The following is a 23,300-nucleotide window of genomic DNA, read 5'->3' as shown; positions in this document are numbered from 1 at the left end:
GCGTTCGTTTGTCTGCACGGTCTCCTGCGCCTCCTCCGGTTCCCTCCGAGCCCCGTGCGGTCCCCGGGTCCCGTGGTCCCCGCGCGCCTCCGCAATCCCCCATAACGGCATCCGTGCCAGCTCCACACACCCGCCCCTGCCCCGCAGGCGCTGTTTAGGAGTGAGTCATGCCGCACGAAGCCCGCGCCGTCGTCGCCGCCAAGAAGGGCGCCCCCGTCGAGGTGCTGCCGGTCCTCGTCCCCGATCCCGGGCCGGGCGAAGTCCTCGTCACCGTGCAGGCGTGCGGGGTGTGCCACACCGACCTGCACTACCGCGAGGGCGCCGTCGGCGACGACTTCCCGTATCTGCTCGGCCATGAGGCCGCCGGTGTCGTCGAGGTCACCGGCCCCGGCGTCACCGGGCTCGCGCCGGGCGACTATGTGGTGCTCGCCTGGCGCGCGCCCTGCGGCCGGTGCCGCTCCTGCCGTCGCGGCCGCCCCTGGTACTGCTTCGACTCCCGTAACGCCGCCCAGCCGATGACCCTGCTCGACGGCACCCCGCTCACCCCGGCCCTGGGCATCGGCGCCTTCGCCGAGAAGACGCTGGTCGCCGCCGGGCAGGCGGTGCGCGCCGACCCGGCGGCCCGCCCCGAGGCCGCGGGGCTGATCGGCTGCGGGGTGATGGCCGGGTACGGGGCCGCGGTGCACACCGGGGGCGTGGGCAGCGGGGACACGGTGGCGGTGATCGGCTGCGGCGGTGTCGGCAACGCGGCCATCGCCGGGGCCTCCCGGGCCGGGGCGCGCCGGGTCATCGCGGTGGACATCGACGACGGCAAGCTGGACGCCGCCGAGCGGTTCGGCGCCACCGACACCGTCAACTCCCGTGGCACCGACCCCGTCGAGGCGGTGCGGGCGCTGACCGGCGGGCACGGCGCCGATGTCGTGATCGACGCGGTGGGCCGTCCGGAGACGTTCCGGCAGGGCTTCTACATGCGGGATCTGGCGGGCACGCTGGTGCAGGTCGGTGTCCCGGAGCCGGACATGCTGATCGAGCTGCCGCTGCTCGACGTGTTCGCGCGCGGCGGGGCCCTGAAGTCCTCCTGGTACGGCGACTGCCTGCCCAGCCGGGACTTCCCGGTCCTGATCGACCTGCATCTGAGCGGCAAGCTGAACCTGGACGCGTTCGTCTCGGAGACGGTCGGCCTGGCGGACGTGGAGGCGGCGTTCGCGCGGATGCGGCGCGGTGAGGTGCTGCGTTCGGTGGTGGTCCTGTGAACGCCCGGGCCGGTACGGGCGGTGCGGTGCCGCCCCGCATCGTGATCATCGGCGCGGGCATCGTCGGCTGCTCGCTCGCCGACGAGCTGACCGCACGCGGCGTGCACGACGTCACCGTGCTGGAGCAGGGCCCGCTGCACGCCCCGGGCGGCTCCACCTCGCACGCGCCCGGACTCGTCTTCCGTACCAATCTCTCCAAGACGCTGAGCGACTTCGCCATGTACACGGTCGAGAAGTTCTCCGCCCTCACCGAGAACGGACAGCCGTGCTTCGACACCGTCGGCGGACTGGAGATCGCCGCCACCGAGGAGCAGTGGGCCGAACTGCACCGCAAGGCCGGGCTCGCCGCCTCCTGGGGCATCGAGGGTGAGCTGGTCGACGCCCGGCGGTGCGCCGGACTGTGGCCGATGCTGGACGCGGCGAAGGTGCTGGGCGGCTTCCACACACCCGGTGACGGACTGGCCAGGGCGCTGCCCGCCGCCCGCGCGCAGACCGTACGCGCCCGGGCCCGCGGCGCCCGCTTCCTGGACCGGCACACCGTCACGGGCATCGAGCGGGAAGCGGGCCGGGTCACCGCCGTCGTCACCGACCGGGGCACTTTCCCCGCGGATGTGGTGGTCTCGGCGGCGGGCTTCTGGGGCCCGGTGACCGGGGCCATGGCGGGCGTGTCCGTACCGCTGCTGCCGCTGGCGCACCAGTACGTGAAGACGTCCGCGTTCGCCGGTCCGGACGGCCGGCGGCCGATCCTGCGCTTCCAGGAACGCGACCTGTACTTCCGCGAGCATGGAGAAGACAGTGCCGACGGTACGGGCCGGATCGGCATCGGCTCGTACGCGCACCGCCCGATGCCCGTCGACCCGTCCGCCGTGCCCGCCTTCGACGACGCGCCCGTGATGCCCTCCTCGCTCCCCTTCACCGCCGAGGACTTCGCCCCGAGCTGGGACGACAGCCGCTGGCTGCTGCCCGCCCTGGACGGAACGCGGGTCGAGGAGGGCTTCAACGGGGTCTTCTCCTTCACCCCCGACGGGATGCCGCTGCTCGGCGAGGCGCCCGGACTGCGCGGTTTCTGGCTGGCCGAGGCGGTGTGGGTGACCCACGCGGCGGGCGTCGCCAAGGCGGTCGCCGAATGGCTCACCGAGGGGCGCCCCGCCACCGACGTGCACGAGTGCGAGATCTCCCGCTTCGAGGAGGCCCAGCTCTCCCCCGCCTACGTGGCCGAGCGCGGGCAGCAGCAGTTCGCCGAGGTGTACGACGTCATCCACCCGCTCCAGCCGCTGCGCCGCCCCCGCCCGCTGCGCGTCAGCCCCTTCCACGAGCGGCAGCGGGACCTCGGCGCGTACTTCCTCGAAGGCACCGGCTGGGAGCGCCCGCACTGGTACGAGGCCAACGCCCCGCTGGCGGACGGCATCGCACTGCCGGAGCGGGACGCCTGGTCCGCCCGCCACTGGTCGCCGGTCGCCGCGGCCGAGGCGCGCGCCACCCGGGAACGGGTCGCGCTGTACGACATGACACCGCTGAAGCGGCTGGAGGTCAGCGGCCCGGGCGCGCTGGACTTCCTCCAGTACCTGACCACCAACCAGCTCGCGAAGAAGCCCGGCTCGGTCACGTACACGCTGCTGCTGGACGACGCGGGCGGCATCCGCAGCGACCTGACCGTGGCCCGCCTGGCGGCCGACCGCTTCCAGGTCGGCGTCAACAGCGGCATGGACCTCGACCACCTGACCCGGCACGCCCCCGCCGGCGTGCAGGTCCGCGACATCACCCCCGGCACCTGCTGCATCGGCGTCTGGGGCCCGCGCGCCCGGGACCTCGTACAGCCGCTGACCCGCACCGACTTCGGGCACCGCGCGTTCGGCTACTTCAAGGCGAAGCAGGCGTACCTCGGCGAGGTGCCGGTGACCGCGATGCGGCTGTCGTACGTCGGCGAGCTGGGCTGGGAGCTGTACACCAGCGCCGACCTGGGCCTGCGCCTGTGGGACACGCTCTGGGCGGCCGGGCAGCCGTACGGCGTGGTCGCTGCCGGGCGCAGCGCCTTCACCAGCCTCCGCCTGGAGAAGGGCTACCGCGCCTGGGGGCAGGACATGACCACCGAGCACGACCCGTACGAGGCGGGTCTGGGCTGGGCCGTCCGCATGGACAAGGGCGACTTCGTGGGGCGTGCGGCCCTGGAGAGGCGGTCGGCCGGCACCGTGCGGCGCAGGCTGACGTGCCTGACGCTCGACGACCCGGCAGCGGTCGTCCTGGGCAAGGAACCGGTGTACGTGGACGGCGCCCCCGCGGGCTATGTGACCAGTGCGGCGTACGGCTACTCCGTCGGGCGGACGGTCGCGTACGCGTGGCTTCCGGCGCGTGCCGCGGTGCCCGGGACGGCCGTGCACATCGAGTACTTCGGGGAGAAGGCCGCCGCGACCGTCGCCGCCGAGCCGCTGTTCGACCCCGCGATGGAACGTATCCGCAGCTAGGGCGCTGCTGCCCGCACCAGTCGGGTGTCCCCGCCGACCCGGGAGGTCCACTTGTCCCCCACCCATGACGTGATCGTGCTCGGCCTCGGCGGCATGGGCAGCGCCGCGGCCCACCAGCTGGCCGCGCGCGGCGCCCGCGTGCTGGGGCTGGAACGATTCGGCCCGGTGCACGCCCGCGGCTCCAGTCACGGCGGTTCGCGCATCACCCGCCAGTCGTACTTCGAGGACCCGGCGTACGTACCACTGCTGCTGCGCGCCTACGAGCTGTACGAGGAACTGGAACGTGCCACCGGGCGGCGCATCGCCACGCTGTGCGGCGGGGTGATGCTCGGCCGGCCGGAGAGCCGTACCGTCGCCGGATCGCTGCGCTCGGCCCGTACCTGGGACCTGCCCCACGAGATGCTGGACGCGCGGGAGGTCCGGCACCGCTTCCCGACACTCACCCCGGCCGACGGCGAGATCGCCCTGTACGAGGCCCGCGCCGGGTTCCTGCGCCCCGAGAACACCGTCGCCGCGCAGCTCCAGCTCGCCACTCGGCACGGTGCGGAACTCCGCTTCCAGGAGCCGGTCACCCGGTGGGAGGCGCTGCCCGGCGGGCGCGGTGTGCGGGTCCACACACCGGAGGACGTGTACACGGCAGGGCAGTTGGTGATCTGTCCCGGGGCCTGGGCGTCGGACCTGCTGGCCGATCTCGGGGTGGCGTTCAGCGTCGAGCGGCAGATCATGCACTGGTTCGAGCCCACCGGCGGCACCGGCCCGTACGTACCGGAGCGGCACCCCATCTACATCTGGGAGGACACCGGCGGCGTACAGATCTACGGCTTTCCCGCCATCGACGGCCCGGGGCGCGGCGCGAAGGTGGCGTTCTTCCGGCGGGGTGCCGTCTGCACGCCGGAGACCATCGACCGGACCGTGCACGAGGACGAGATACGGGCGATGGCCGGGCAGACGGCCCGGTTGCTGCCGTCGCTGCCCGGCCGCCACCTGAAGTCCGTCGCTTGTATGTACACCAACACCCCCGACGAGCACTTCGTCATCGCGCGGCACCCGGCGCACCGTGATGCCGTAACCGTGGCCTGCGGATTTTCCGGCCATGGCTTCAAGTTCGTACCGGTCGTGGGCGAGATCCTCGCCGACCTGGCGCTGACCGGGCGGACCGCGCACCCCGTCGGCCTGTTCGCAGCCGGGCGCCCGACCGCGGCCGCCCCGGCCGTCCCGTACGCCTCAGGAGGTGTCCGATGACCCTCGCTCCCGAGACCGCCGGAAGCACCACGGGCACCAGCCTCACCAGCACCCTCCCCGGCTCCTCCTACACCGACCCCGCCGTCTTCCGCCAGGAACAGCAGCACGTCTTCGAGTCGCTGTGGTGCTGCGCGGTGCGCGCCGCCGACCTGCCACGGCCCGGCGCGTTCCGTACGGTGCAGGTCGGCCGGGAGAGCGTACTGATCGTCCGCAACCGGCGCGGCGGCTTCGGCGCCTACCTCAACGTGTGCCGCCACCGGGGCGCCCGGCTGTGCACCGAGGAGTCCGGCGAGGTGCGGCGCAACCTCCAGTGCCCGTACCACGCCTGGACGTACGACCTGGACGGGCGGCTGGTGGCCGCGCCCAACCTCCAGCGGATGCCGGACGTGGACCGCTCCGAGCGCGGGCTGCTGCCGGTCCGGCTGCGCGAGTGGCTGGGCTATGTGTGGGTGTGCCTGGCCGACGAGCCGCCGTCGTTCGAGGAGACGGTGACCGGCGCGGTCAGCGAACGGCTGGGCGGCGCGGAGGCGATCGAGCGGTACGGGATGGACCGGCTGGACCTCGGGCGGCGTATCACCTACGACGTGCGCGCCAACTGGAAGCTGATCGTCGAGAACTTCATGGAGTGCTACCACTGCGCCACCATCCACCCCGAACTCACCGACGTACTCCCGGAGTTCGCGGACGGCTTCGCCGCGCAGTACTTCGTGGGGCACGGCGCGGCGTTCGCGGACGAAGCCGAGGGGTTCACGGTCGACGGCAGCGGCGGCTTCGCCCGGATCGCGGGCATCGAGGAGAGCCAGGACCGCCGCTACTATGCCATCACCGTCCGCCCGCAGGTCTTCCTCAACCTCGTGCCCGACCATGTCATCGTGCACCGGATGTTCCCGCTGGCCGCGGACCGCACGATCGTGGAATGCGACTGGCTGTACGCCCCCGAGGTCGTCGCCTCGGGGGCCGACCTGACCCGGTCGGTGGAGCTCTTCCACCGGGTCAACGCGCAGGATTTCGCGGCCTGCGAGCGGACCCAGCCCGCGATGGACTCGCGGGCCTACCGGGCCGGCGGGGTGCTCGTCCCCAGCGAGCACCACATCGGCGACTTCCACCGGTGGGTCACTCGGCTGCTGCCTGGGGCTCCGGGTGCTCCTGCGGCTCCTGAGACTCCGGCTGGTACCGCGTCTCCTGCCGGACCTGCGGCCGCTCGTCCTCCGGACGCCGGTACATCCGCGTCGCCGTGATCTTCCCGTGCACCGGCTCGGACTCGGGGTCCTGCTGCGGCAGGCCGGGCCGCAGATGCTCCTCGACGCTGATGTACTTCAGCCCGGCCCGCAGGTCCGCGTCATTGCGCAGGCGGATGACCAGCGGGAACTCGGCGAGCGCGGTGGTGTCGAAGAGGCCGGTGGTGTAGAGGAGCTGAACGCCCAGCGCGTCGGCGACGGCGCGCTGGAGCTCCAGCAGGTACGTCGCGTTGGCGCGGCCGATGGGGTTGTCCAGGAACAGCGTGCCGGCGTGCCGCTGCTTGTCGCGGCCGCGGTCGTTGCTGCGCAGCGCGGCCATCGTGCAGTACAGGGCGATGGCCGCGGTCAGCAGCTGGCCGCCGGAGAACACGTCGCCCATCTGCCCGACCGGGACGCGCTCGGCGCGCAGCACCGCGTCCGGCTTGAGGATCTCCACGGCCACGCCGCGCGGCTGGAGCGCCGCGCCGACGCCGCGCAGCAGCAGGGACATGCCGTCGCGCCGCAGGTCGCTGTTCTTCTTGACCGCGGAGCGCGTGGCCTCGTCGATCACCTCGCCCAGCCGCTCGGTGAGCGTGGCCTGGTCCGGGTCGTCGAAGCGGATGCGCAGGAATTCCTGCCCGGACCACTCCCCCAGGCCCTCGGGGAGCCGGGAAAGCCGCTGGGCGGAGCGCAGCGTCGTCAGGGACGAGTCGACCAGGCCGCGCAGCCGGTCCACAATGCTGTCGCGGTTGCGTTCGAGCTGGGCCAGTTCGTCGGTGAGCACCCGCAGCCGCGGCGCGAAGGCGTCGGCCCACTTGGCGGCGTGCTCGGGCAGCGCGGCGGCGGGCAGTTCGCGGATCTGCTGCCGCGCGGGTGTGCGGACCTGCTCGTACTTGGTGGAGTTGGCGTGCCGTACGAGCACGTCGCTGGCCTCGCGGACCGCGGAATCGGCCGCCGACAGGTCGCTCGCGCAGCCGCGCAGCGAGCGGCGGGACTCGGCGGCGGCCTGCCGGGCGTCCTCCAGGCGGCCCGCGTACGGTTCGGGGCGCTCGCCCTCGTCCTCCTGGGGGTCGCGCAGCAGGTCGCGCAGCATGGCGGCGGTCTCGTCGAAGCCGGCGGCGGCGTCCTCGGCGGCGCGGTGGGCGCGCAGCAGTTCGGTGTGGGTGGCGCGGGCCGTCTCCAGCGCGTCGTCGGCGGTGGTCAGTTCGGCGTTCGCGGTGCGCAGCAGTTCCTTGGCGCGGTCCGCGTCGGCGGGGACCATGTCCTCGGGCAGTTCGGTGTGTGCCTCGCCGTCGGCCGGGGCGAGCCGTTCGGCCTCGCCGCGCAGCCGGCCGAGCTGCTCGCTGGCGGCGGAGGCGCGGGCCTCCAGCCGGGCGACCAGGGCCTCGGCGCGGGCGGACGCGGCCTGCCGGGACGGGCCGTCGGCGGCGTCGGGGCTTTCCAGGAGCTGTTCGGCGCGGGTGCGGACCTTGTTGGTGAGGCGGTTCAGCTCGGCGAGCGCGGCGCTCTCGTCGCCTTCGGCGCGGGCCTGTTCGGCGCGCAGGTCGGCGCCGACGCCCACCTTTTCGTACAGCTGGGAGGCGGCGCGGTAGGCCTCACGGAGCGAAGGCAGCGAGCCCGCCGCGGGCTCGGTGCCGGCCTCGCCGATGTCGTCCGGCACACCGGCGATCTCGGCGCGTTCGGCGCGCAGCGCGTGGGCGGTGCGGCGGGCGTCGTCGGCGGCGCGCTGGGCGGTGCGGCGGTCCTCGTCCGCGGCCCGCGCCCGGTCTACGCACTCCTCGGCGCGGGCCTCCAACTCGGCAGATTCGTCGGCCAGTTCACGCAGCCTGACCTGCCAGGAGGCGCGTTCGCGCAACCGGTGGGCGAGCCCGGCGAGGGCGTCGGCGACCCGGCGGGCGCGCTGCGCGGCCTCCTGCCGCTGATCGCGCACCCGGGCAGTCTCGGCGGCCTCCTCGTCGGCCTCGGCGCGTACCGTGCGCACCTCGGCCAGTTCCCCGGCGGCGGTGTCGGCGGCCGTACGGGCTTCCTCGGCGGCGGTGGCCAGTTCGGCGAGGCGGCCGGGCGGGCAGCCGGTGCGCCAGGAGGAGAGGCGGGCGGCCAGCGCGCGGTCGCCCGCCAGGCGCGAGGCGAGGGTGCGGATCTCGTCGTCCCGCTCTATGGCGCGGGCCCGCAGCGCCTGGCGCTCCTCGTCGGCGGCGGACTCGTCGTGCATGGCCGGGTTCGGCGGGACGAGGAAGACGCCGCTGTCCTGGGCATCCGGCGCCGGGGTGGGCGCGAGGAGGGCGGCGGCGGTGCCGACGGCGACGGTGGAGCGCGGCAGCAGCGCGGCTTGCGCGAGCACGTCGCGGGCGCGGGCGTGGGTCTCCGGGTCGGTGATGATGACGCCGTCGACCAGCTCGGGGCGGGCGGCCAGTACGCGGGTGTGGTCGGCGGGGTCGACGGACTGGGCGAGGTAGCGCCAGCCGGGCAGCGCGGGCACGCCGTGCTCGCCCAGGTACTCGACGGCGGCGAGCACGTCGGGGCCGGGCGGCAGCAGGCCGCCGTCGCCCAGCGCGCCGAGGATACGGGCGTCGTCGGCGGCGGCGGTGCGCAGGTCGAAGAGCTGGCGCTCGGCGGAGGCGACACTCTCGTCGAGGAGTTCGCGCAGGTCGTCGGCGTTGCGGTCGAGTTCTTCGGCGGTCAGGGGGCCTTCGGAGGCGGGACGCGGGACGCGGCGGGGAGCGTCACCCTCGCCGGTTTCGTCCCCCGCGCGCTGCCCGGGCACGCCTGCCCTGGCCTGCGTCTGCGGCAGCCCGAGCAGGTCGGCGAGGCGCTGTTCGGCGCCGATCGATTCGGCGGCCTGCCGCTCGGCGTCGTACGCGCGCTCCGCGGCCTGGGCGGCGTCCTCGGCGCGGGCCGCGGCCAGTTCGGCGGCGGCGAGGCGGGTGGCGGCCTCCCGGGCCCGGTCGGCGGAGCGGGTGGCGGCCTCGCGGGCCGCTTCCCAGCCCTCGACCGTGGCCTTCTCCGCGTCCGAGGCGGCCAGCGCGGCGCGGGCCGGGTCGGCGTCCGGCGCCGAGTCGTCGAGCCAGCCGGCCCGTACGGCTTCGGAGGTCTCCTGCTCGACCTCGGCGAGGCGCTGCTTGAGGTGTTCGGCCTCGCTGCGGGCGCGCTGGGCGTGGGTGGCGGCGGCGGTGGCGTCGCGGTGCGCGGTGTCGCTGGTGTCCTGGAGGGCGGCGGAGCGCTCCTCCTGCTCGTTGGCGATGCCCTCGCTGATGCCGGCGGCGCCCTGGAGGGCGCGCACCAGCTCGGTGGCGGCCTTCGTCCGGGCGGCGAGCGCGGGCGCGGCGTCCCGCTCGGCCTCGCGGATCGCGGCGGCGACGCGGGTGGCCCGGTCGGCGGCGGTGCGGTGGCGCAGCACGGTCTCGGCGGCCTGCCAGGCGGAGTGCAGCGTACGGGCGTCGTTCAGCTCGCGGCGCTGGGCGGCGGCGCCCTTCTCGGCGGCGGCGAGGGCCAGCGAGGCGTGCCGGTAGGCGATCTCGGCGGAGATCAGCGCGCGGCGCTCGCGCACCCGCTCGGCGTCGGTGACCGCGTGCGCGGCGGTGGCGACCTGCTCGGCGAACTCGGCGGCGCGGCCGCGCTCCTCGGTGCCGCGGGCGTGCAGCCGCTGGGCGAGCGTGCGGGTGCGGCGTTCGGCGCCGGCGTGTACCTCACGGGCGGTTTCGCGCTGCTCGGCGGCGTCCGCGATACGGGACAGGAGGTCCAGCGAACCGGCGGTGAAGTCGCGCTCGGCGGTCAGTTCGGCGCGGCGTCCCAGCTTGTGCGCGAAGCCGTGCACCAGGTCGGCGAGGCCGTCGGTGTCGCGGGTGTCGGTGACCGCGCGCAGCAGCAGGTCGGTGAAGTCGGAGTCGTTCTTGACGGCGAAGAGGCCGGCGGCCTCGCCTTCGTCGGCGTTCATCTCCCGCTGGTAGCGGAACAGTTCGGGGTCCAGGCCCAGTTCGCCGAGGTGTTCGTTCCACCGCTCGTGGATCTCGACCCAGGAGACGTCCAGGTTGGGGTAGTTCTTGCCGGCCTCGACCAGGGCGTCGCGGAAGCCCTTCATCGTACGGCGGCGGCCCCGGGCCCCCGAGGCGCCCTCCGTCGGCTCGCCGCGCGGGCGGACGATGGTGGCCTCGGCGACCGGCAGCGAGTCCAGGCTCATCCCCGGGCCGGGGCGGAAGCTGTACCACGCCTCGGCGAACTTGCGCGGGTCGTTGGAGACCTGCCGGCCGCGCCACTCGCTGGCCTTGCCGACGACGATGGTCTCGCCGGTGAGGGTGTGCTGCCACTCCAGGGCGACGTGACCGCAGTCGTCGGCGAGCAGGAACTTGCGCAGCACGCCGGAGCTGGCGCCGCCCAGGGTGTTGCGGTGGCCGGGCAGCATCACCGAGAAGATGAGCTTGAGCAGGACGGACTTGCCGCCGCCGTTCTCCAGGAAGAGGACACCGGCGGGGGCGGGGCGGCGCGGCGGGCCGACCGGTTCGTCCTCGAAGAAGTCCGCCTGCGCCGGCGCCGGGTCGGGCACGGGCGCGCCGACTCCGCGCAGGTCCAGCACGGTGTCGGCGTAGCGCGCACCGGCGGGCCCGATGGAGTAGAGGCGGACCCGGGACAGCTCGTACATGGCGGCGGACTCTCGTTGTGTGGGCGGACGGTGGTCGGTGGACCGGCGGTCGGTGGGGGCGGGGCCGGTGGTGTGCGGCCCCGGGCGGTCAGGAGGAGTGGAAGGGCAGTCCCGCGTCGGAGACCAGGTCGAGGTCGTCGGTGTCCTCGGCGGGCAGCAGGCTGGCGCTGCCGTCGCCGACCGGGACGACGCCCAGCTCCAGCAGTTCGGCCATGGCGGCGCTGCCCGCCATGTCGCGCACCTGGAGCTGGTAGCGGGCGGTGGTGCGGTACGCGCCGCCGGCGTCGTCGCCGGTGCGCTGGAGGAAGCCGGAGTCGACGAGGAAGGCGACGGCCTTGGCGATGATGCCGGTGGTCGAACCGGCCAGCCGCCGCGCGTCCTTGGTGGCGCCGGTGGCGCTGCGCCGCGCGTAGGTCCGCCAGGCGGCTTCCAGGCCGGGGGCGCCGGTGGCCGGGTCGGTGTTCTCGCCCTGCTCTTCGGCGCGCTCCTCCAGGCGGCGGCACGCCTGCCGGACGAAGGCGTCCACGCCGTTGACGGTGATCCGGCCGATGTAGCCGTCGTCGGCGAGGTCCTCGGGGCGCGGGAAGGACATCGCGGCGACGGCGAGGTGGGCCAGGCCGTGCAGGAAGCGGTCGGCGGAGTCGGCGGAGGCGCGGCGGGCGTAGTCGCCCATCCGTACGGCGAAGACGGAGTCCTCGTCGGCGGTGACGGCCATCCCGGCGCGCGGGGACACCTCCAGGACGACCAGGCCGAGGCCGGTGGCGACGGCGTCGGCGAGGCGCGCGAAGGCGGGCTCGTCGCGGTAGCGGCGGAGCAGTTCGCCGTACTCGGCGTCCCGGGCGGGCAGCAGCTTGGGCTGGAGCCCGAAGGAGACCAGCCGCGCGGCGTCCGCGGCGTCGGCGGGCGTGACGGGGGCGGGGCCCGCCGGGGCGGGCGCGGTCCAGGCCGGCTGCTCCGCCGCGGCGGTCAGGTCTGCCTGCGCCGGGTCTTCGACGCCGCCCTCGGCGCCGGTTCCGTACTCACTCACGCCCGTACCTCCATGCGAACTTCCTTGTGCCGCTCTGCTGACGGCGTCCTGCGCGCGCTCTGTCCGGCCGCCGGCATCACGCCACCTCCGAGCGGTCGGCCGCCATGCCCGCCGCGTCCAGCAGGGCCTTGCCGACGATGAGGTCGGCGCCGCCGAACTCCTCGTCCTCCAGCACGGTGCCGTCGTCGACGGCGAAGAGCAGGTGCTGTTCGCCCTGGCGGTAGGCGGTGCCGACCGGCGGGCTGGCCGCGTGCACCGCCAGCAGGGCGACCAGGTACGGCAGGTCCGGGTCGCTGCGGCGTGCTTCGGCGAGCAGTCCGGACAGCCGGCGGGGCGCGTCGGCGGGCAGGTCGAGCAGGGTCTGCGCGGCTTCCAGCTGCTCCTCGGAGAAGCGGCTGTCGTCCGGGGTGGCGATCAGGTCCGGCTCGGGCATCTCGGCGCCCAGGTGCTCACGTTCGACGGGCGGCTGGAAGAGCAGGCCGACGAGGTCGCCGAGCCGTACGGAGGTGCCCGTACGGAAGCCCGTGCCGCGCGCGAAGAAGGCGTCGGTGACCCGGGTGGCCTGTTCCACGGGCAGCGGCAGGACCGGGGCGACGAGCTGGCCGTACAGGTCGAGGCCGGAGCGTCCGGCGGGCGGCGCGAACGCCTGGCGGTCCTGCTCGGCGCGGAAGAGCGGGCCCGCCTCCAGCAGCCGGGACTGCAGCTGGGTGTGCCGGCGGATGCAGTCCCTGACGATGTCGACCAGCTCGGCGGCGCGCCGCTTGTTCTCCTGGTCCTCGGTCTCGTCGCGGGCCTTGCGGATGTTGGTGAGGATGGCGTTCTCGTGGCGGTAGCGGTCGGCGACATGGTCGAGGGCTTCGGCGATCATGTCGGGGACGGCGCGCAGCCAGTCCACCGCGCGGACGTTGCGGCGGGTGGCGTCCAGGGTGCGGCGCAGCGTCTCGGCGTACTGCACGGTGCGGTAGCGGGCCTGCTCGGCGGCGAGCTGGGCGTCCGCCAGCCGGCCGCGGCTGATGAGCACCTCCAGCTTGACCTCGGCGGCGATCTGGGCGCTCGTCACGTCCGTGTCGAGGGCGCCGACCAGGACGTTGACGGCTTCGTCGGTCGTCCGGAGGTAGACCCCGCCGCCGGGCCCGGGGACCTCCTCGATGAGCTTGAAGTCGTAGTCACGGCGGACGTACTCGCCCTCGGGGCCGAACGTGCCGTACACGGCGCGGAAGCCGCGGTCGACGCTGCCGACGTTGATCAGGTTCTCCAGCACCCAGCGGGCGACGCGCTCGTGCTCGGCCGCGGGGCGGCGCGGGGTCTGCGCGGCGATGCGCGGGAGCAGCCTGGCCACTATCTGCTCGTGGTCGGCGCCGGTGTCGAAGTCCATGTGCAGCGTGACCAGGTCGATGGCGGCGAGCGCCACCTCCGCCATCGCATACACCCCGTACTCACCGGCGAGGTTGGCCTTGCGCGCGTCCAGGTCGTGCAGCGGCGCGGTGCACGCGAGGGCGCGCAGCCGGCGGGCCAGGCCCTCGTCGGCGGCCGGGCCCGGCGCGGGCCGGGAGGGGCCTTCGGGCCGGGCCACGCCGTTGAGCTGGGACGCAGCGGTCCCCGGGGCAGGAAAAGTCACGTCGCACAGCGTAGGCGCTCGCACTGACAACGGACGAAACGGCACGGGCCCCGAGGTCAGTGTGTGGCGCCTCCGACGGCCTTGATGTCCGTATTTGTACGTACGGCGGTGGCAGCGATCACACACAGTCCCTCGGCGACGGCGCTCACCGCGAGTGAGGGCAGCGACCGGCCGGCGACCTGATGCGGAGCGTACGGCACGTGGACGAAGCCGCCGCGCAGCGCGGGCCGCTCGGTGGCGACCAGGTGCATCAGGTCGTAGAAGACGTGGTTGCAGACGAAGGTGCCGGCGGTGTTGGAGACGGAGGCGGGCACCCCCGCCTCGCGTACGGCGGCCACGCACGCCTTGACGGGCAGCGCGGCGAAGTACGCGGCCGGGCCGCCGGGCACGATCGTCTCGTCGATGGGCTGGGCGCCCGAGACGTCGGGGATCCGGGCGTCGTCGATGTTGACGGCGATCCGTTCCACGGTCAGGTCGGGGCGGCCGCCCGCCTGCCCGACGCACAGCACGAGGTCGGGGTCGTGGGCGGCGACGGCCTCGCGCAGCGCGGTGCGCGAGCGCCCGTAGACGCAGGGCAGTTCGACGGCGGTGATCTCCAGGCCGGCAGGCGGCGCCGCGGCGGCCTGCCGCACCGCCTCCCAGGAGGGGTTGGAGCTCTCGCCGTCGAAGGGCTCGAATCCGGTGAGCAGGATGCGTGACGTCCGCGTCATGGCGTTCCCTGTGGTTCGTGAGCCGCGCGGTACCCCCCGGTCCGGGTGCGGTTCGTGTCGTGCGGTGGCGGGTGGGGCGGTGGGTGCGGTCAGAAGGCGAACAGGGCCATGACCACGATGTTGCAGCCGAGCAGCACGCCGGCCGTGGGCAGTTGGGCCTTGATCGGGCCGTACTGGTCCTTCAGTTCCAGCAGCGCGGCCGGGACGATGTTGAAGTTGGCCGCCATCGGGGTCACGAGTGTTCCGCAGAACCCGGCGAGCATGCCGATGGCCAGGACGGCGGGCGCGTCACCGTGGAAGTGCTCGATGAGCACCGGCCAGCCGACGGCCGCGGTCATCACGGGGAAGGCGGCGAAGGCGTTGCCCATGACCACGGTGAACAGGGCCATGCCTATGCAGTAGACGATCACCGCGACGTACAGGGAGTCCTCGGGCAGGACGGCGGTGGCCACCTTGCCGACCTGGGTGCCGACGCCGGAGAGCTGGAAGATGGTGCCGAGGGTGGCGAGCAGCTGCGGCAGCAGCATCGCCCAGCCCATCGCCTCCAGCATGGAGCGGCCGGCCTGTACGGGGACCGCTATCCGCTTCTCGCGCAGCATGATCATGCCGACCACGAGGGCGACGACGGCGCCGATGCCGAGCCCCAGGATGGTCTCGCTGCCCTCCTGGAGGATCGGTTCACCGCCGATCGAGAGCTTCTTGACGCCGACGGCGCACACCAGGGCGACGACCGGGATGGCCAGCGCCGGCACGAACAGCTTGTTGCCCAGCTTCAGGGCGCTCGCCGCACGCTGTTCGGGCGTGGTGGTGCGCGGCGTACCGCGCCCGGTGAACCCGAAGCCGGCCAGCACGATCATGATCAGGACGGCCGCGCCCAGCGGTTCGGCGGGGGCCTTCTTCTCGACCACCCAGCTGCTGTAGATGAAGCCGACGCCGAGCAGGCCCCAGAAGGCGGTGGTGCCCAGACGCTTGGGGTTGCTGCGGTCGGTGAGCATCTGGGAGGCCATCACCAGGAAGCTCAGGCCGACGAGCCAGTAGAACCACTCTGCCTTGATCACTTGGCTGCTCCCTCGGCGACGGGCTCGATGTTGGCGGCGACCAGTTCGCGTTCCAGGTACCGGTCCAGGCGCAGCAGCCGCCAGCCGTGCACGGCCAGGGCGCACAGCGCGGTGGGGATGGCCCACAGCGCCAGGTGCAGCGGCTCCAGGTGGGTGTTGTACGTGGTGTTGACGAAGCTGGTGATCAGCAGGATCGAGCCGACGGCGAGGAAGACGTCCTCGCCGAAGAACAGCCCCACGTTGTCGGCGCTCGCGGAGAACGAGCGGACCTTCTCCCGGCCCTTCTCGGTCAGCCGCCCGTGCTTGCGCTCAGCGGCTCCCTCGGCCATCGGCACGGCCAGCGGGCGCACGGTCTGCGCGTGTCCGAAGACGTGCGTCAGTCCGACGGCCGCGCCGATCTGCCGCATGGCCAGGTAGATCGCGAGGAAGCGGCCGGTGGTCAGCTTGGCGAAGCGGGCGATCAGGCGCCGGGCCTGCTCCTGGAGGCCGTAGCGCTCCAGGAGGCCGATCACCGGAAGGGTGATCGCGAAGATCGTCACCGCCCGGCTGCTCGCGAAGCCGGTGCCGAAGGCCGCCAGGACCTCCTGCGGCGACAGGCCGCCGAGCAGGCCGGTGACGATGCCCGCAACGCCCACGACCAGCAGGGCATTGCGTTTGGTGGCGAAGCCGACCACGACCACGAGCACGCCGAGAAGCACGATCATGGGTCCGCCTTCCGCATACGGGACCCCACGCGGACCGTGAGGAGGATGCGAGGAGGTTAGGCGATTGTTCAACGATCCGACAAGGGGTTGACGGGAGTGAAACTCCAGCCCTCCCATACGCCCTATTGCGCCGCTATGCGCTGGGCGTACGCCCCGGAAAGCTGCGCCCTGGAGTCCTCCAGATAGACCTCCAGCAGCCGCTCGGCGGCGGCCCCGTTCCCGGCCTGCAGCTCCTCCAGGATCTGCCGGTTGCGGGTCAGGTACGGCGCGTGGAAGCGGCGCGGATCGTCCATCACGTGGAACACCAGCCGCAGCTCCGCGAGCACCCCGCGCATCAGCTCGTCGGTGCGCGGACTGCCCGCCAGGCCCGCCACCGCCTGGTGGAAGCGGAGGTTCGCGGTGCCCAGGTCGCGCCAGGCGCGCTCCTCGAAGGCGCTCTCGCCGGCCACCACGGCCGCCTCCATCGCCCCCACCGGGTGCGGCGGCTCGCCCAGGCTGCGTACCGCGGCGCACTCCACGAGCGTACGGACCCGGTAGATGTCGTCCAGGTCGGCCACCGTCACGATGCGCACGAAGACGCCGCGGTTGAGCTGGTGCACCAGCAGGCGCTCGTGCGTGAGCAGGCGGAACGCCTCGCGCAGGGTGTTGCGCGAGACCCCCAGGGCCCCGCCGATGCTCTCCTCGGACAGCCGCGCGCCGGGCGGGAAGTAGCCCTCGGTGATGCGGTCCCGGAGAATGTCGGCGACCCGCTCCGCGGTGCTGGACCGTCCCAGCAGCACCCGGTCGCCCGCCAGGTCCGAGACCTCGGCGAGCCTGTGCCGATCGCCCCGTGTCGTCCCGCCCGCCATCGCCGTCCCCGCTTTCGCCCCGTACGCGCACCCCTTGTGCTCTGTGCGGCAGTCAATCCCAGATGGCAGAACGAGACAACACACCTCTTGTCGGATCGTTGAACGATCGCTTACGTTGGCCTGACCACCGGCCGGCCCGAGTGCCCTCAGGGGGAGAGCCACTACGGATACGGGCCGGCCGGTTCAGAACCAGTGATCTGCTGCCCGTGGGCCCACCCGCGTGGGCCACTTCCGGAACGGACTTGCGACTTCTATGAGCGACCCGGTGACCACCCCCCTCGTCGATCTCAACGCCGACCTCGGGGAAGGCTTCGGGCGCTGGGAGCTCACCGACGACGAGGCCCTGCTGTCCGTTGTCACCAGCGCCAACGTGGCCTGCGGTTTCCACGCCGGGGACCCGGGCACCATGCGCCGGGTCTGCGAGCTGGCCGCCGAGCGCGGCGTGGTCGTCGGCGCCCAGGTCTCCTACCGCGACCTCGCGGGCTTCGGGCGCCGCGCCATGGACGTACCGCCGCGCGAGCTGGCCGACGAGATCGCGTACCAGATCGGCGCGTTGGAGGTCTTCGCCCGCGCCGCCGGGACCCGGGTCGCGTACGTCAAGCCGCACGGCGCGCTCTACAACCGCTGCGTCCACGACGAGGCGCAGTCCGCCGCCGTCCTGGAGGGCGTACGGACCGCCGGCACCCCGCTGCCCATCCTCGGCCTGCCCGGCTCCCAGCTGCACGAGGCGGCCCGCCGCGTCGGCCTGCCCGTCGTCGGCGAGGCGTTCGCCGACCGCGCCTACACCCCCGAAGGCACGCTGGTCTCGCGCCGCGAGCCGGGCGCCGTCATCCACGACCCGGACGAGGTCGTCAAGCGCGCGCTGGGCATGGCGACGGAGGGCACCGTCACCGCCGTCGACGGCAGCACCGTACGGACCGAAGCGCGCTCACTGTGCCTGCACGGCGACACCCCCGGCGCCGCGGACCTCGCACGGCGGGTACGCGACGAGCTGACCGCGGCTGGCGTGCGGATCGGCAGCTTCGCGTGAGTACCGGTACGTCCGGCGGCCGTGCCCCGGCCGTCCGGTCCCGGCTGCCCCTGCGCCCCGTGCCGGTCGGCGACCACGGCCTGCTCGTCGAGCTGGACGACGCCGCGGCCGTCGAGGCGTTCCACGCCGAGCTGCTGCGCCGCGCCGCCGCGGGCACCCTCCCCGCGGTCCGCGAGATCGTCCCGGCCGCCCGCACGGTCCTGCTCGACGGGCTGGCCGACCCGGGCCGGCTGGCCGCCGAGCTGCCCGGCTGGGACATTCCCCCGGCCACCGCCGGCGACCGGCCCGCCATCGAGATCCCGGTGCGCTACGACGGTCCCGACCTCGCCGATGTGGCGGCCCTGTGGGACACCACGCCCGAGGACGTGGTCCGCATCCACTCCGGTACCGAATTCCACGTCGCCTTCTGCGGGTTCGCGCCGGGCTTCGGCTATCTGACGGGCCTGCCGGAGCGCCGCCACGTGCCGCGCCGGGCCACGCCACGTACCAAGGTCCCGGTCGGCTCGGTCGCCCTGGCGGGCCCGTACACCGGCGTCTATCCGCGCTCCTCGCCGGGCGGCTGGCAGCTCATCGGCACCAGTGACGTCGACCTGTGGGACCCGGACCGCGATCCGGCGGCCCTGTTCTCCCCCGGCACTCGCGTCCGCTTCATTCCGGTTTCAACGCAAACATCCCAGGAAGCCCGATGACCGACCGCGCCTTCTGTGTCGTACGCGCCGGAGCCCTGACCACCGTCCAGGACCTCGGCCGCGCGGGCCACGCCCACCTCGGCGTACCGCGCGCGGGCGCCCTGGACGAGCCCGCCCACCGGCTCGCCAACCGGCTCGTGGGCAACCCGGAGACGTCCGCCACCCTGGAGACCACCCTCACCGGCTGCGCCGTACGGGTCCGCACGGACACCGTGGCCGTGGTGACCGGGGCGCCCTGCCCGGTCACCGTCGACGGCCGCCCCGCCCCCTGGGGCGCGCCGGTACGCGTCCCCGCGGGCGCGGTGCTGGACGCCGGTCCGGCCACCGCCGGACTCCGCTCGTACCTCGCCTTCGCCGGCGGCGTCGACGCGGAGCCGGTGCTCGGCAGCCGCGCCGCCGACCTGCTCTCCGGCCTCGGCCCCGCGCCGCTGACCGACGGCGGTGTGCTGCCGCTCGGCACGCCGTACGGCCCGCCCGCCCAGGTGGACGCCGTCCCGCGCTCGGGGCTGCCCATCACGGAGCTGGTACTGCCCTGCGTACTGGGACCGCGCGACGACTGGTTCACCGAAGCGGGCCTGCGCACCCTCGCCACCGGCCGCTTCCGCGTCTCCTCGGCGAGCAACCGCATCGGCCTGCGCACGGAGGGTCCGCCCCTGGAACGCCGCCAGGAGGGCGAACTCCCCAGTGAGGGCATGCCCTTGGGCGCCCTCCAGGTGCCCCCGAACGGTCTGCCGGTGCTCTTCCTCAACGACCACCCGACGACAGGCGGCTATCCGGTCGTCGGCGTCGTCCCGGAGCGCTTCCTCACCGCGGCGGCACAGGCGGCACCGGGGACGCCGGTCCGTTTCGTGCCCCGGCGCTCACGCGCCGCCGCCTGAGCCGGGCGGCGGCGGCCCGTACCCCCCGCCTCCCGGCGTCCGGATCACCAGCACGTCCCCCGCGCCGATCTCCGCCACGTCGCACCCTGCGAGCGCCTCTTCCGTACCGTCCGCCCGGCGGACCAGGTTGTCGCCGGTCGCGCCCGGCCCACCGCCCGCCATGCCGTACGGCGGCACCCGCCGGTGCCCGGTGAGCAGGGCCACGGTCACCGGTTCCAGGAAGCGCAGCCGGCGTTCGACGCCCTGGCCGCCGCGCCAGCGGCCGGAGCCGCCGCTGTCCTCGCGTACGGCGAAGTACTCCACCCGTACGGGGTAGCGCCACTCCAGTACCTCGGGGTCGGTCAGCCGCGAGTTGGTCATATGGGTCTGTACCGCGTCCGCGCCGTCGAAGCCGTCGCCCGCGCCCGAGCCGCTGGCGACTGTCTCGTAGTACTGCACCCGGTCGTTGCCGAAGGTGAGGTTGTTCATCGTGCCCGAGCCCTCGGCCTGCACGCCGAGGGCGGCGTAGAGCGCGCCGGTGACGGCCTGCGAGGTCTCCACGTTGCCCGCGACCGTGGCCGCGGGGAATTCGGGCGCGAGCATGGAGCTGGGCGGGATGCGCACCTCGACCGGCTTCAGGCAGCCGCTGTTGAGCGGGATGTCCTCGGCGACGAGCGTGCGGAAGACGTAGAGCACCGCCGCCATCACCACCGAACTCGGCGCGTTGGCGTTGCCGGGCAGCTGTTCCGAGGTCCCGGCGAAGTCCAGCACGGCGCTGCGGGCCGCGCGGTCCACGGTCAGCGCGACCTGGATGACCGCGCCGCTGTCGGTCTCGTAGCGGTACGAGCCGTCCGCCAGGCGCGCGATGATCCGGCGAACCGATTCCTCGGCGTTGTCCTGGACGTGTCCCATGTAGGCGCGCACCACGTCCAGGCCGAACTGCCCGATCATCGTGCGCAGTTCACTGATGCCCTTCTCGTTGGCGGCGATCTGGGCCCGAAGGTCCGCGATATTGGCGTCCGGGGCCCGTGAGGGGTACGGCCCGGCGGCGAGCAGCTCGCGCGTCTCCTCCTCCCGCAGCCGGCCGTCCCGCACCAGCAGCCAGTTGTCGAAGAGGACGCCCTCCTCCTGGATGGTGCGGCTGAAGGCGGGCATCGAGCCCGGGGTGATACCGCCGATCTCGGCGTGGTGGCCGCGCGAGGCGACCAGGAACAGCAGCTCCTCGCCGGCGTCGTCGAAGACCGGGGTGACGACCGTGACGTCCGGCAGGTGCGTACCGCCGTGGTACGGGTCGTTGACCGCGTACACATCGCCGGGGCGCAGGTCGCCCGCGCCGCGCCGCCGCTTGAGCACCTCCTTGATGGACTCCCCCATCGACCCGAGATGCACGGGGATGTGCGGGGCGTTGGCGATGAGGTTGCCTTCGTGATCGAAGAGAGCACAGGAAAAGTCCAGCCGCTCCTTGATGTTGACCGAGTGGGCGGTGTTCTCCAGGCGGACGCCCATCTGCTCGGCGATCGCCATGAAGAGGCTGTTGAAGACCTCCAGCAGCACCGGATCGGCGTCCGTGCCGACCGCCGACCCGCCCGCGCGGGGCCGCGCCCGGGTCAGCAGCAGATGGCCGCGCTCCCCCGCGCACGCCTGCCACCCCGGATCGAGGACCGTCGTCGCGTCGTCCTCGGCGATGATCGCGGGGCCGGTGAGGGTGTCACCGGGGCGCAGGTCGCCACGTGCGAACAGATCGGTGTGCTGCCAGCGCCCCTGCGCGAACATCTCCACCGTCGCGACCGGCTCCAGCTTCCCTGCCCGCTCCCCCGTCGGCACCTCGTGCCCGGCCGTACCGCCCGCCGCGCCCACCGCCTCCACCGAGACCGCCTCGGCGATCAGCGGCTTGTCCATCGTGAACGCGTACCGCGCGCGGTGCGCCCGTACGAACTCGGCGGCCATCGCCCGCGGGCTGTCCAGCGCCACGCCGATCGCCGAGTCCGTCCCGGCGTAGCGGAGCAGCACCCGCGCCCGGGTGGTGACGCTGCCCTCCGGGACGCCGTCGTCGAGCAGTTCGCGGCGGGTCCGGCCGGCCAGCCGGTCACAGACACCATGCACCTCGGCGAGGTCTGTTGCGTCCGACTCCGGGTCGATCTCCACCTCGACGGCCTGCTCCCGCATGGCCGTCGCGTCGGCGACCCCGATGCCGTACGCGGACAGCACACCGGCCAGCGGCGGTACGACGACCGTGCCGATGCCCAGCGCGTCGGCGACCGCGCAGGCGTGCTGGCCGCCCGCGCCGCCGAAGCCGGTGAGCGCGTAGCGCGTGACGTCGTATCCGCGCTGGACGGAGATCTTCTTGACCGCGTTGGCCATGTTCAGCACCGCGATGTCCAGGAACCCGGCCGCGACCTCCTCCGGACCGCGCCGGTCGCCGGTGGCCTCGGCCGCCTCCTCGGCCAGCCGCGCGAAGCGGTCCCGTACCGTCACGGCGTCCAGCGGCTCGTCCCCGTCCGGCCCGAACACCGCGGGGAAGTACGCCGGCTGGACGCGGCCCAGCATCACGTTGGCGTCCGTGACGGTCAGCGGTCCGCCGCGCCGGTAGCAGGCCGGTCCCGGGACGGCGCCCGCCGAGTCGGGGCCGACGCGGTAGCGCCGCCCGTCGAAGTGCAGCACCGACCCGCCGCCCGCCGCGACGGTGTGGATGTTCATCATGGGCGCCCGCATCCGTACGCCCGCGACCTCGTTGCCGAAGATCCGCTCGAAGGAACCCGCGTAGTGCGACACGTCGGTGGAGGTGCCGCCCATGTCGAAGCCGATCACCCGGTCGTACCCGTCGCCCGCCTCGGCCGAGGCGCGGGCCATCCCGACGACGCCGCCCGCCGGGCCGGAGAGCACCGCGTCCTTGCCGCGGAAGTGCGCGGCCTCCCGCAGCCCGCCGTTGGACTGCATGAACATCAGCCGGATGCCGGGGAGCCGGCGGGCCACCTCGTCCACGTACCGGCCGAGGATCGGCGAGAGGTAGGCGTCCACGACGGTGGTGTCGCCGCGCGGCACCAGCTTCATCAGCGGGCTGACCTCATGCGAGCAGCTGACCTGCGCGAAGCCCGCCTCCTTCGCCAGTGCGGCCACGGCCTTCTCGTGGCCGGCGTGGCGGTAGCCGTGCAGCAGCACCACCGCCGCGCTGCGCAGCCCGTCCCCGTACGCCCGCGCCAGCTCCGCCCGCACCGCGTCCGGCTCCAGCGGCCGGACGACCCCGCCGCGCGCGTCCACCCGCTCCGGGACCTCGATCACCCGCTCGTACAGCGCTTCGGGCAGGACGATCCGCCGGTCGAAGATCCGCGGCCGGTTCTGGTAGGCGATGCGCAGCGCGTCCCGGAAGCCCTCGGTGGTGACCAGCACGGTCGGCTCACCCGTGCGCTCCAGCAGGGCGTTGGTGGCCACGGTCGTGCCCATCTTGACGACGGCGATCCGCTCGGCGGGGACCGGTTCGCCGGGCGCCAGGCCCAGCATCGCCCTGATCCCGGCGACGGCGGCGTCCTCGGTGCTTCCCGGGCGGTGCGAGAGCAGTTTGCCGGTGACCAGCCGCCCGTCGGGCCGCCGCCCCACCACGTCCGTGAACGTGCCGCCCCGGTCGATCCAGAACTCCCAGCGTCCCGTCATGCCGCCATTGTGGCAGCGGACTTGGCGGGCCCGGCGATTTCCGCCACCGGCGCCGTCCGGCGTGCGCGGCGAACCGGCCGCGAACGGCCGGGAAGCCTCCGGCGCATTTCAGCTCATCGCCAATACGCCCCCTCGATCCCTCGCCGAAACGTCACTTCCGTGGTAGGCGCATCAGATCGTAAGGAATTCCACTTTACGGGTTTGACCTGCACCGTTTCCCCAAACGGGTGCTGCTTCCCGAAATCCTTTTACTCGCCCTTGGTTTCCTGGGACCGTCGGGTCAAGAGCACCCCAAGAACCC

The 23,300-nt window shown here is 73.7% G+C and carries 14 protein-coding genes and 1 pseudogene; 7 read left to right on the top strand and 8 right to left on the bottom strand.

The features are described from left to right. Positions 1-167 precede the first annotated feature (167 nt). The 4 genes and pseudogenes from ACZ53K_RS10995 to ACZ53K_RS10980 all read left to right on the top strand — a co-directional run. Positions 168-1,253 carry an S-(hydroxymethyl)mycothiol dehydrogenase gene (locus ACZ53K_RS10995; protein WP_468833934.1) on the top strand — a complete coding sequence of 362 codons (1,086 nt, stop codon included), beginning with the start codon at positions 168-170 and terminating at the stop codon, positions 1,251-1,253. After that, positions 1,250-3,715, top strand: coding sequence for a GcvT family protein (locus ACZ53K_RS10990; RefSeq protein ID WP_468833932.1), 2,466 nt, complete (start codon positions 1,250-1,252; stop codon positions 3,713-3,715). Before ACZ53K_RS10995 ends, ACZ53K_RS10990 begins: the two co-directional genes overlap by 4 nt. 51 nt (positions 3,716-3,766) lie before the next feature. Then, positions 3,767-4,957, top strand: coding sequence for an N-methyl-L-tryptophan oxidase (gene solA / locus ACZ53K_RS10985; RefSeq protein WP_468833929.1), 1,191 nt, complete (start codon positions 3,767-3,769; stop codon positions 4,955-4,957). Next, positions 4,954-6,087, top strand: a pseudogene (locus ACZ53K_RS10980) (aromatic ring-hydroxylating oxygenase subunit alpha); the annotation flags it as partial. The gene solA and the pseudogene ACZ53K_RS10980, both read left to right, overlap by 4 nt. On the opposite strand, the gene ACZ53K_RS10975 reads toward ACZ53K_RS10980, so the two are convergent. The 7 genes from ACZ53K_RS10975 to ACZ53K_RS10945 all read right to left on the bottom strand — a co-directional run bounded on the left by ACZ53K_RS10975 (position 6,071) and on the right by ACZ53K_RS10945 (position 16,775). Continuing rightward, positions 6,071-10,810, bottom strand: a complete 4,740-nt coding sequence (locus ACZ53K_RS10975) for a coiled-coil domain-containing protein (protein ID WP_468833927.1) — start codon at positions 10,808-10,810, stop codon at positions 6,071-6,073. The pseudogene ACZ53K_RS10980 and the gene ACZ53K_RS10975 overlap by 17 nt on opposite strands. A gap of 88 nt (positions 10,811-10,898) precedes the next feature. Then, positions 10,899-11,780, bottom strand: coding sequence for a hypothetical protein (locus tag ACZ53K_RS10970; protein ID WP_468834028.1), 882 nt, complete (start codon positions 11,778-11,780; stop codon positions 10,899-10,901). A 133-nt stretch (positions 11,781-11,913) separates the two neighbouring features. Next, entirely contained in the window at positions 11,914-13,455 is a 1,542-nt protein-coding gene (locus tag ACZ53K_RS10965; RefSeq protein WP_468833926.1) for a hypothetical protein, read from the bottom strand. A gap of 56 nt (positions 13,456-13,511) precedes the next feature. Next, positions 13,512-14,165: a pyroglutamyl-peptidase I gene (pcp, locus tag ACZ53K_RS10960; protein WP_468833923.1), complete on the bottom strand. Its 654-nt coding sequence runs from the start codon at positions 14,163-14,165 to the stop codon at positions 13,512-13,514. An 89-nt stretch (positions 14,166-14,254) separates the two neighbouring features. Then, complete coding sequence (locus ACZ53K_RS10955) at positions 14,255-15,223, bottom strand: DUF979 domain-containing protein (protein ID WP_468833922.1); 969 nt, start codon at positions 15,221-15,223, stop codon at positions 14,255-14,257. Then, entirely contained in the window at positions 15,220-15,927 is a 708-nt protein-coding gene (locus tag ACZ53K_RS10950; protein WP_468833921.1) for a DUF969 domain-containing protein, read from the bottom strand. Before ACZ53K_RS10950 ends, ACZ53K_RS10955 begins: the two co-directional genes overlap by 4 nt. A 122-nt stretch (positions 15,928-16,049) precedes the next feature. Beyond that, positions 16,050-16,775, bottom strand: a complete 726-nt coding sequence (locus ACZ53K_RS10945; RefSeq protein ID WP_468833919.1) for a GntR family transcriptional regulator — start codon at positions 16,773-16,775, stop codon at positions 16,050-16,052. Between the two features lie 253 nt (positions 16,776-17,028). On the opposite strand from ACZ53K_RS10945, the gene ACZ53K_RS10940 reads away from it, so the two are divergent. The 3 genes from ACZ53K_RS10940 to ACZ53K_RS10930 are packed head-to-tail and all read left to right on the top strand — an operon-like array spanning position 17,029 to position 19,372. Further along, positions 17,029-17,805, top strand: coding sequence for a LamB/YcsF family protein (locus ACZ53K_RS10940; protein ID WP_468833916.1), 777 nt, complete (start codon positions 17,029-17,031; stop codon positions 17,803-17,805). Between the two features lie 50 nt (positions 17,806-17,855). Then, positions 17,856-18,494: a 5-oxoprolinase subunit PxpB gene (pxpB, locus tag ACZ53K_RS10935; RefSeq protein ID WP_468834025.1), complete on the top strand. Its 639-nt coding sequence runs from the start codon at positions 17,856-17,858 to the stop codon at positions 18,492-18,494. Then, entirely contained in the window at positions 18,491-19,372 is an 882-nt protein-coding gene (locus ACZ53K_RS10930; RefSeq protein WP_468833915.1) for a 5-oxoprolinase subunit C family protein, read from the top strand. The genes pxpB and ACZ53K_RS10930 overlap by 4 nt, the downstream gene beginning before the upstream one ends. Here the strand turns inward: ACZ53K_RS10930 and ACZ53K_RS10925 are convergent. Further along, complete coding sequence (locus ACZ53K_RS10925) at positions 19,355-22,999, bottom strand: hydantoinase B/oxoprolinase family protein (protein WP_468833913.1); 3,645 nt, start codon at positions 22,997-22,999, stop codon at positions 19,355-19,357. The genes ACZ53K_RS10930 and ACZ53K_RS10925 overlap by 18 nt on opposite strands. Between the last annotated feature and the right edge of the window lie 301 nt (positions 23,000-23,300).

Source organism: Streptomyces sp. NPDC033221 (assembly GCF_055577005.1).
The sequence above is the reverse complement of the archived record's forward strand: the minus strand, read 5'-3'. Positions and strand labels throughout refer to the sequence as shown.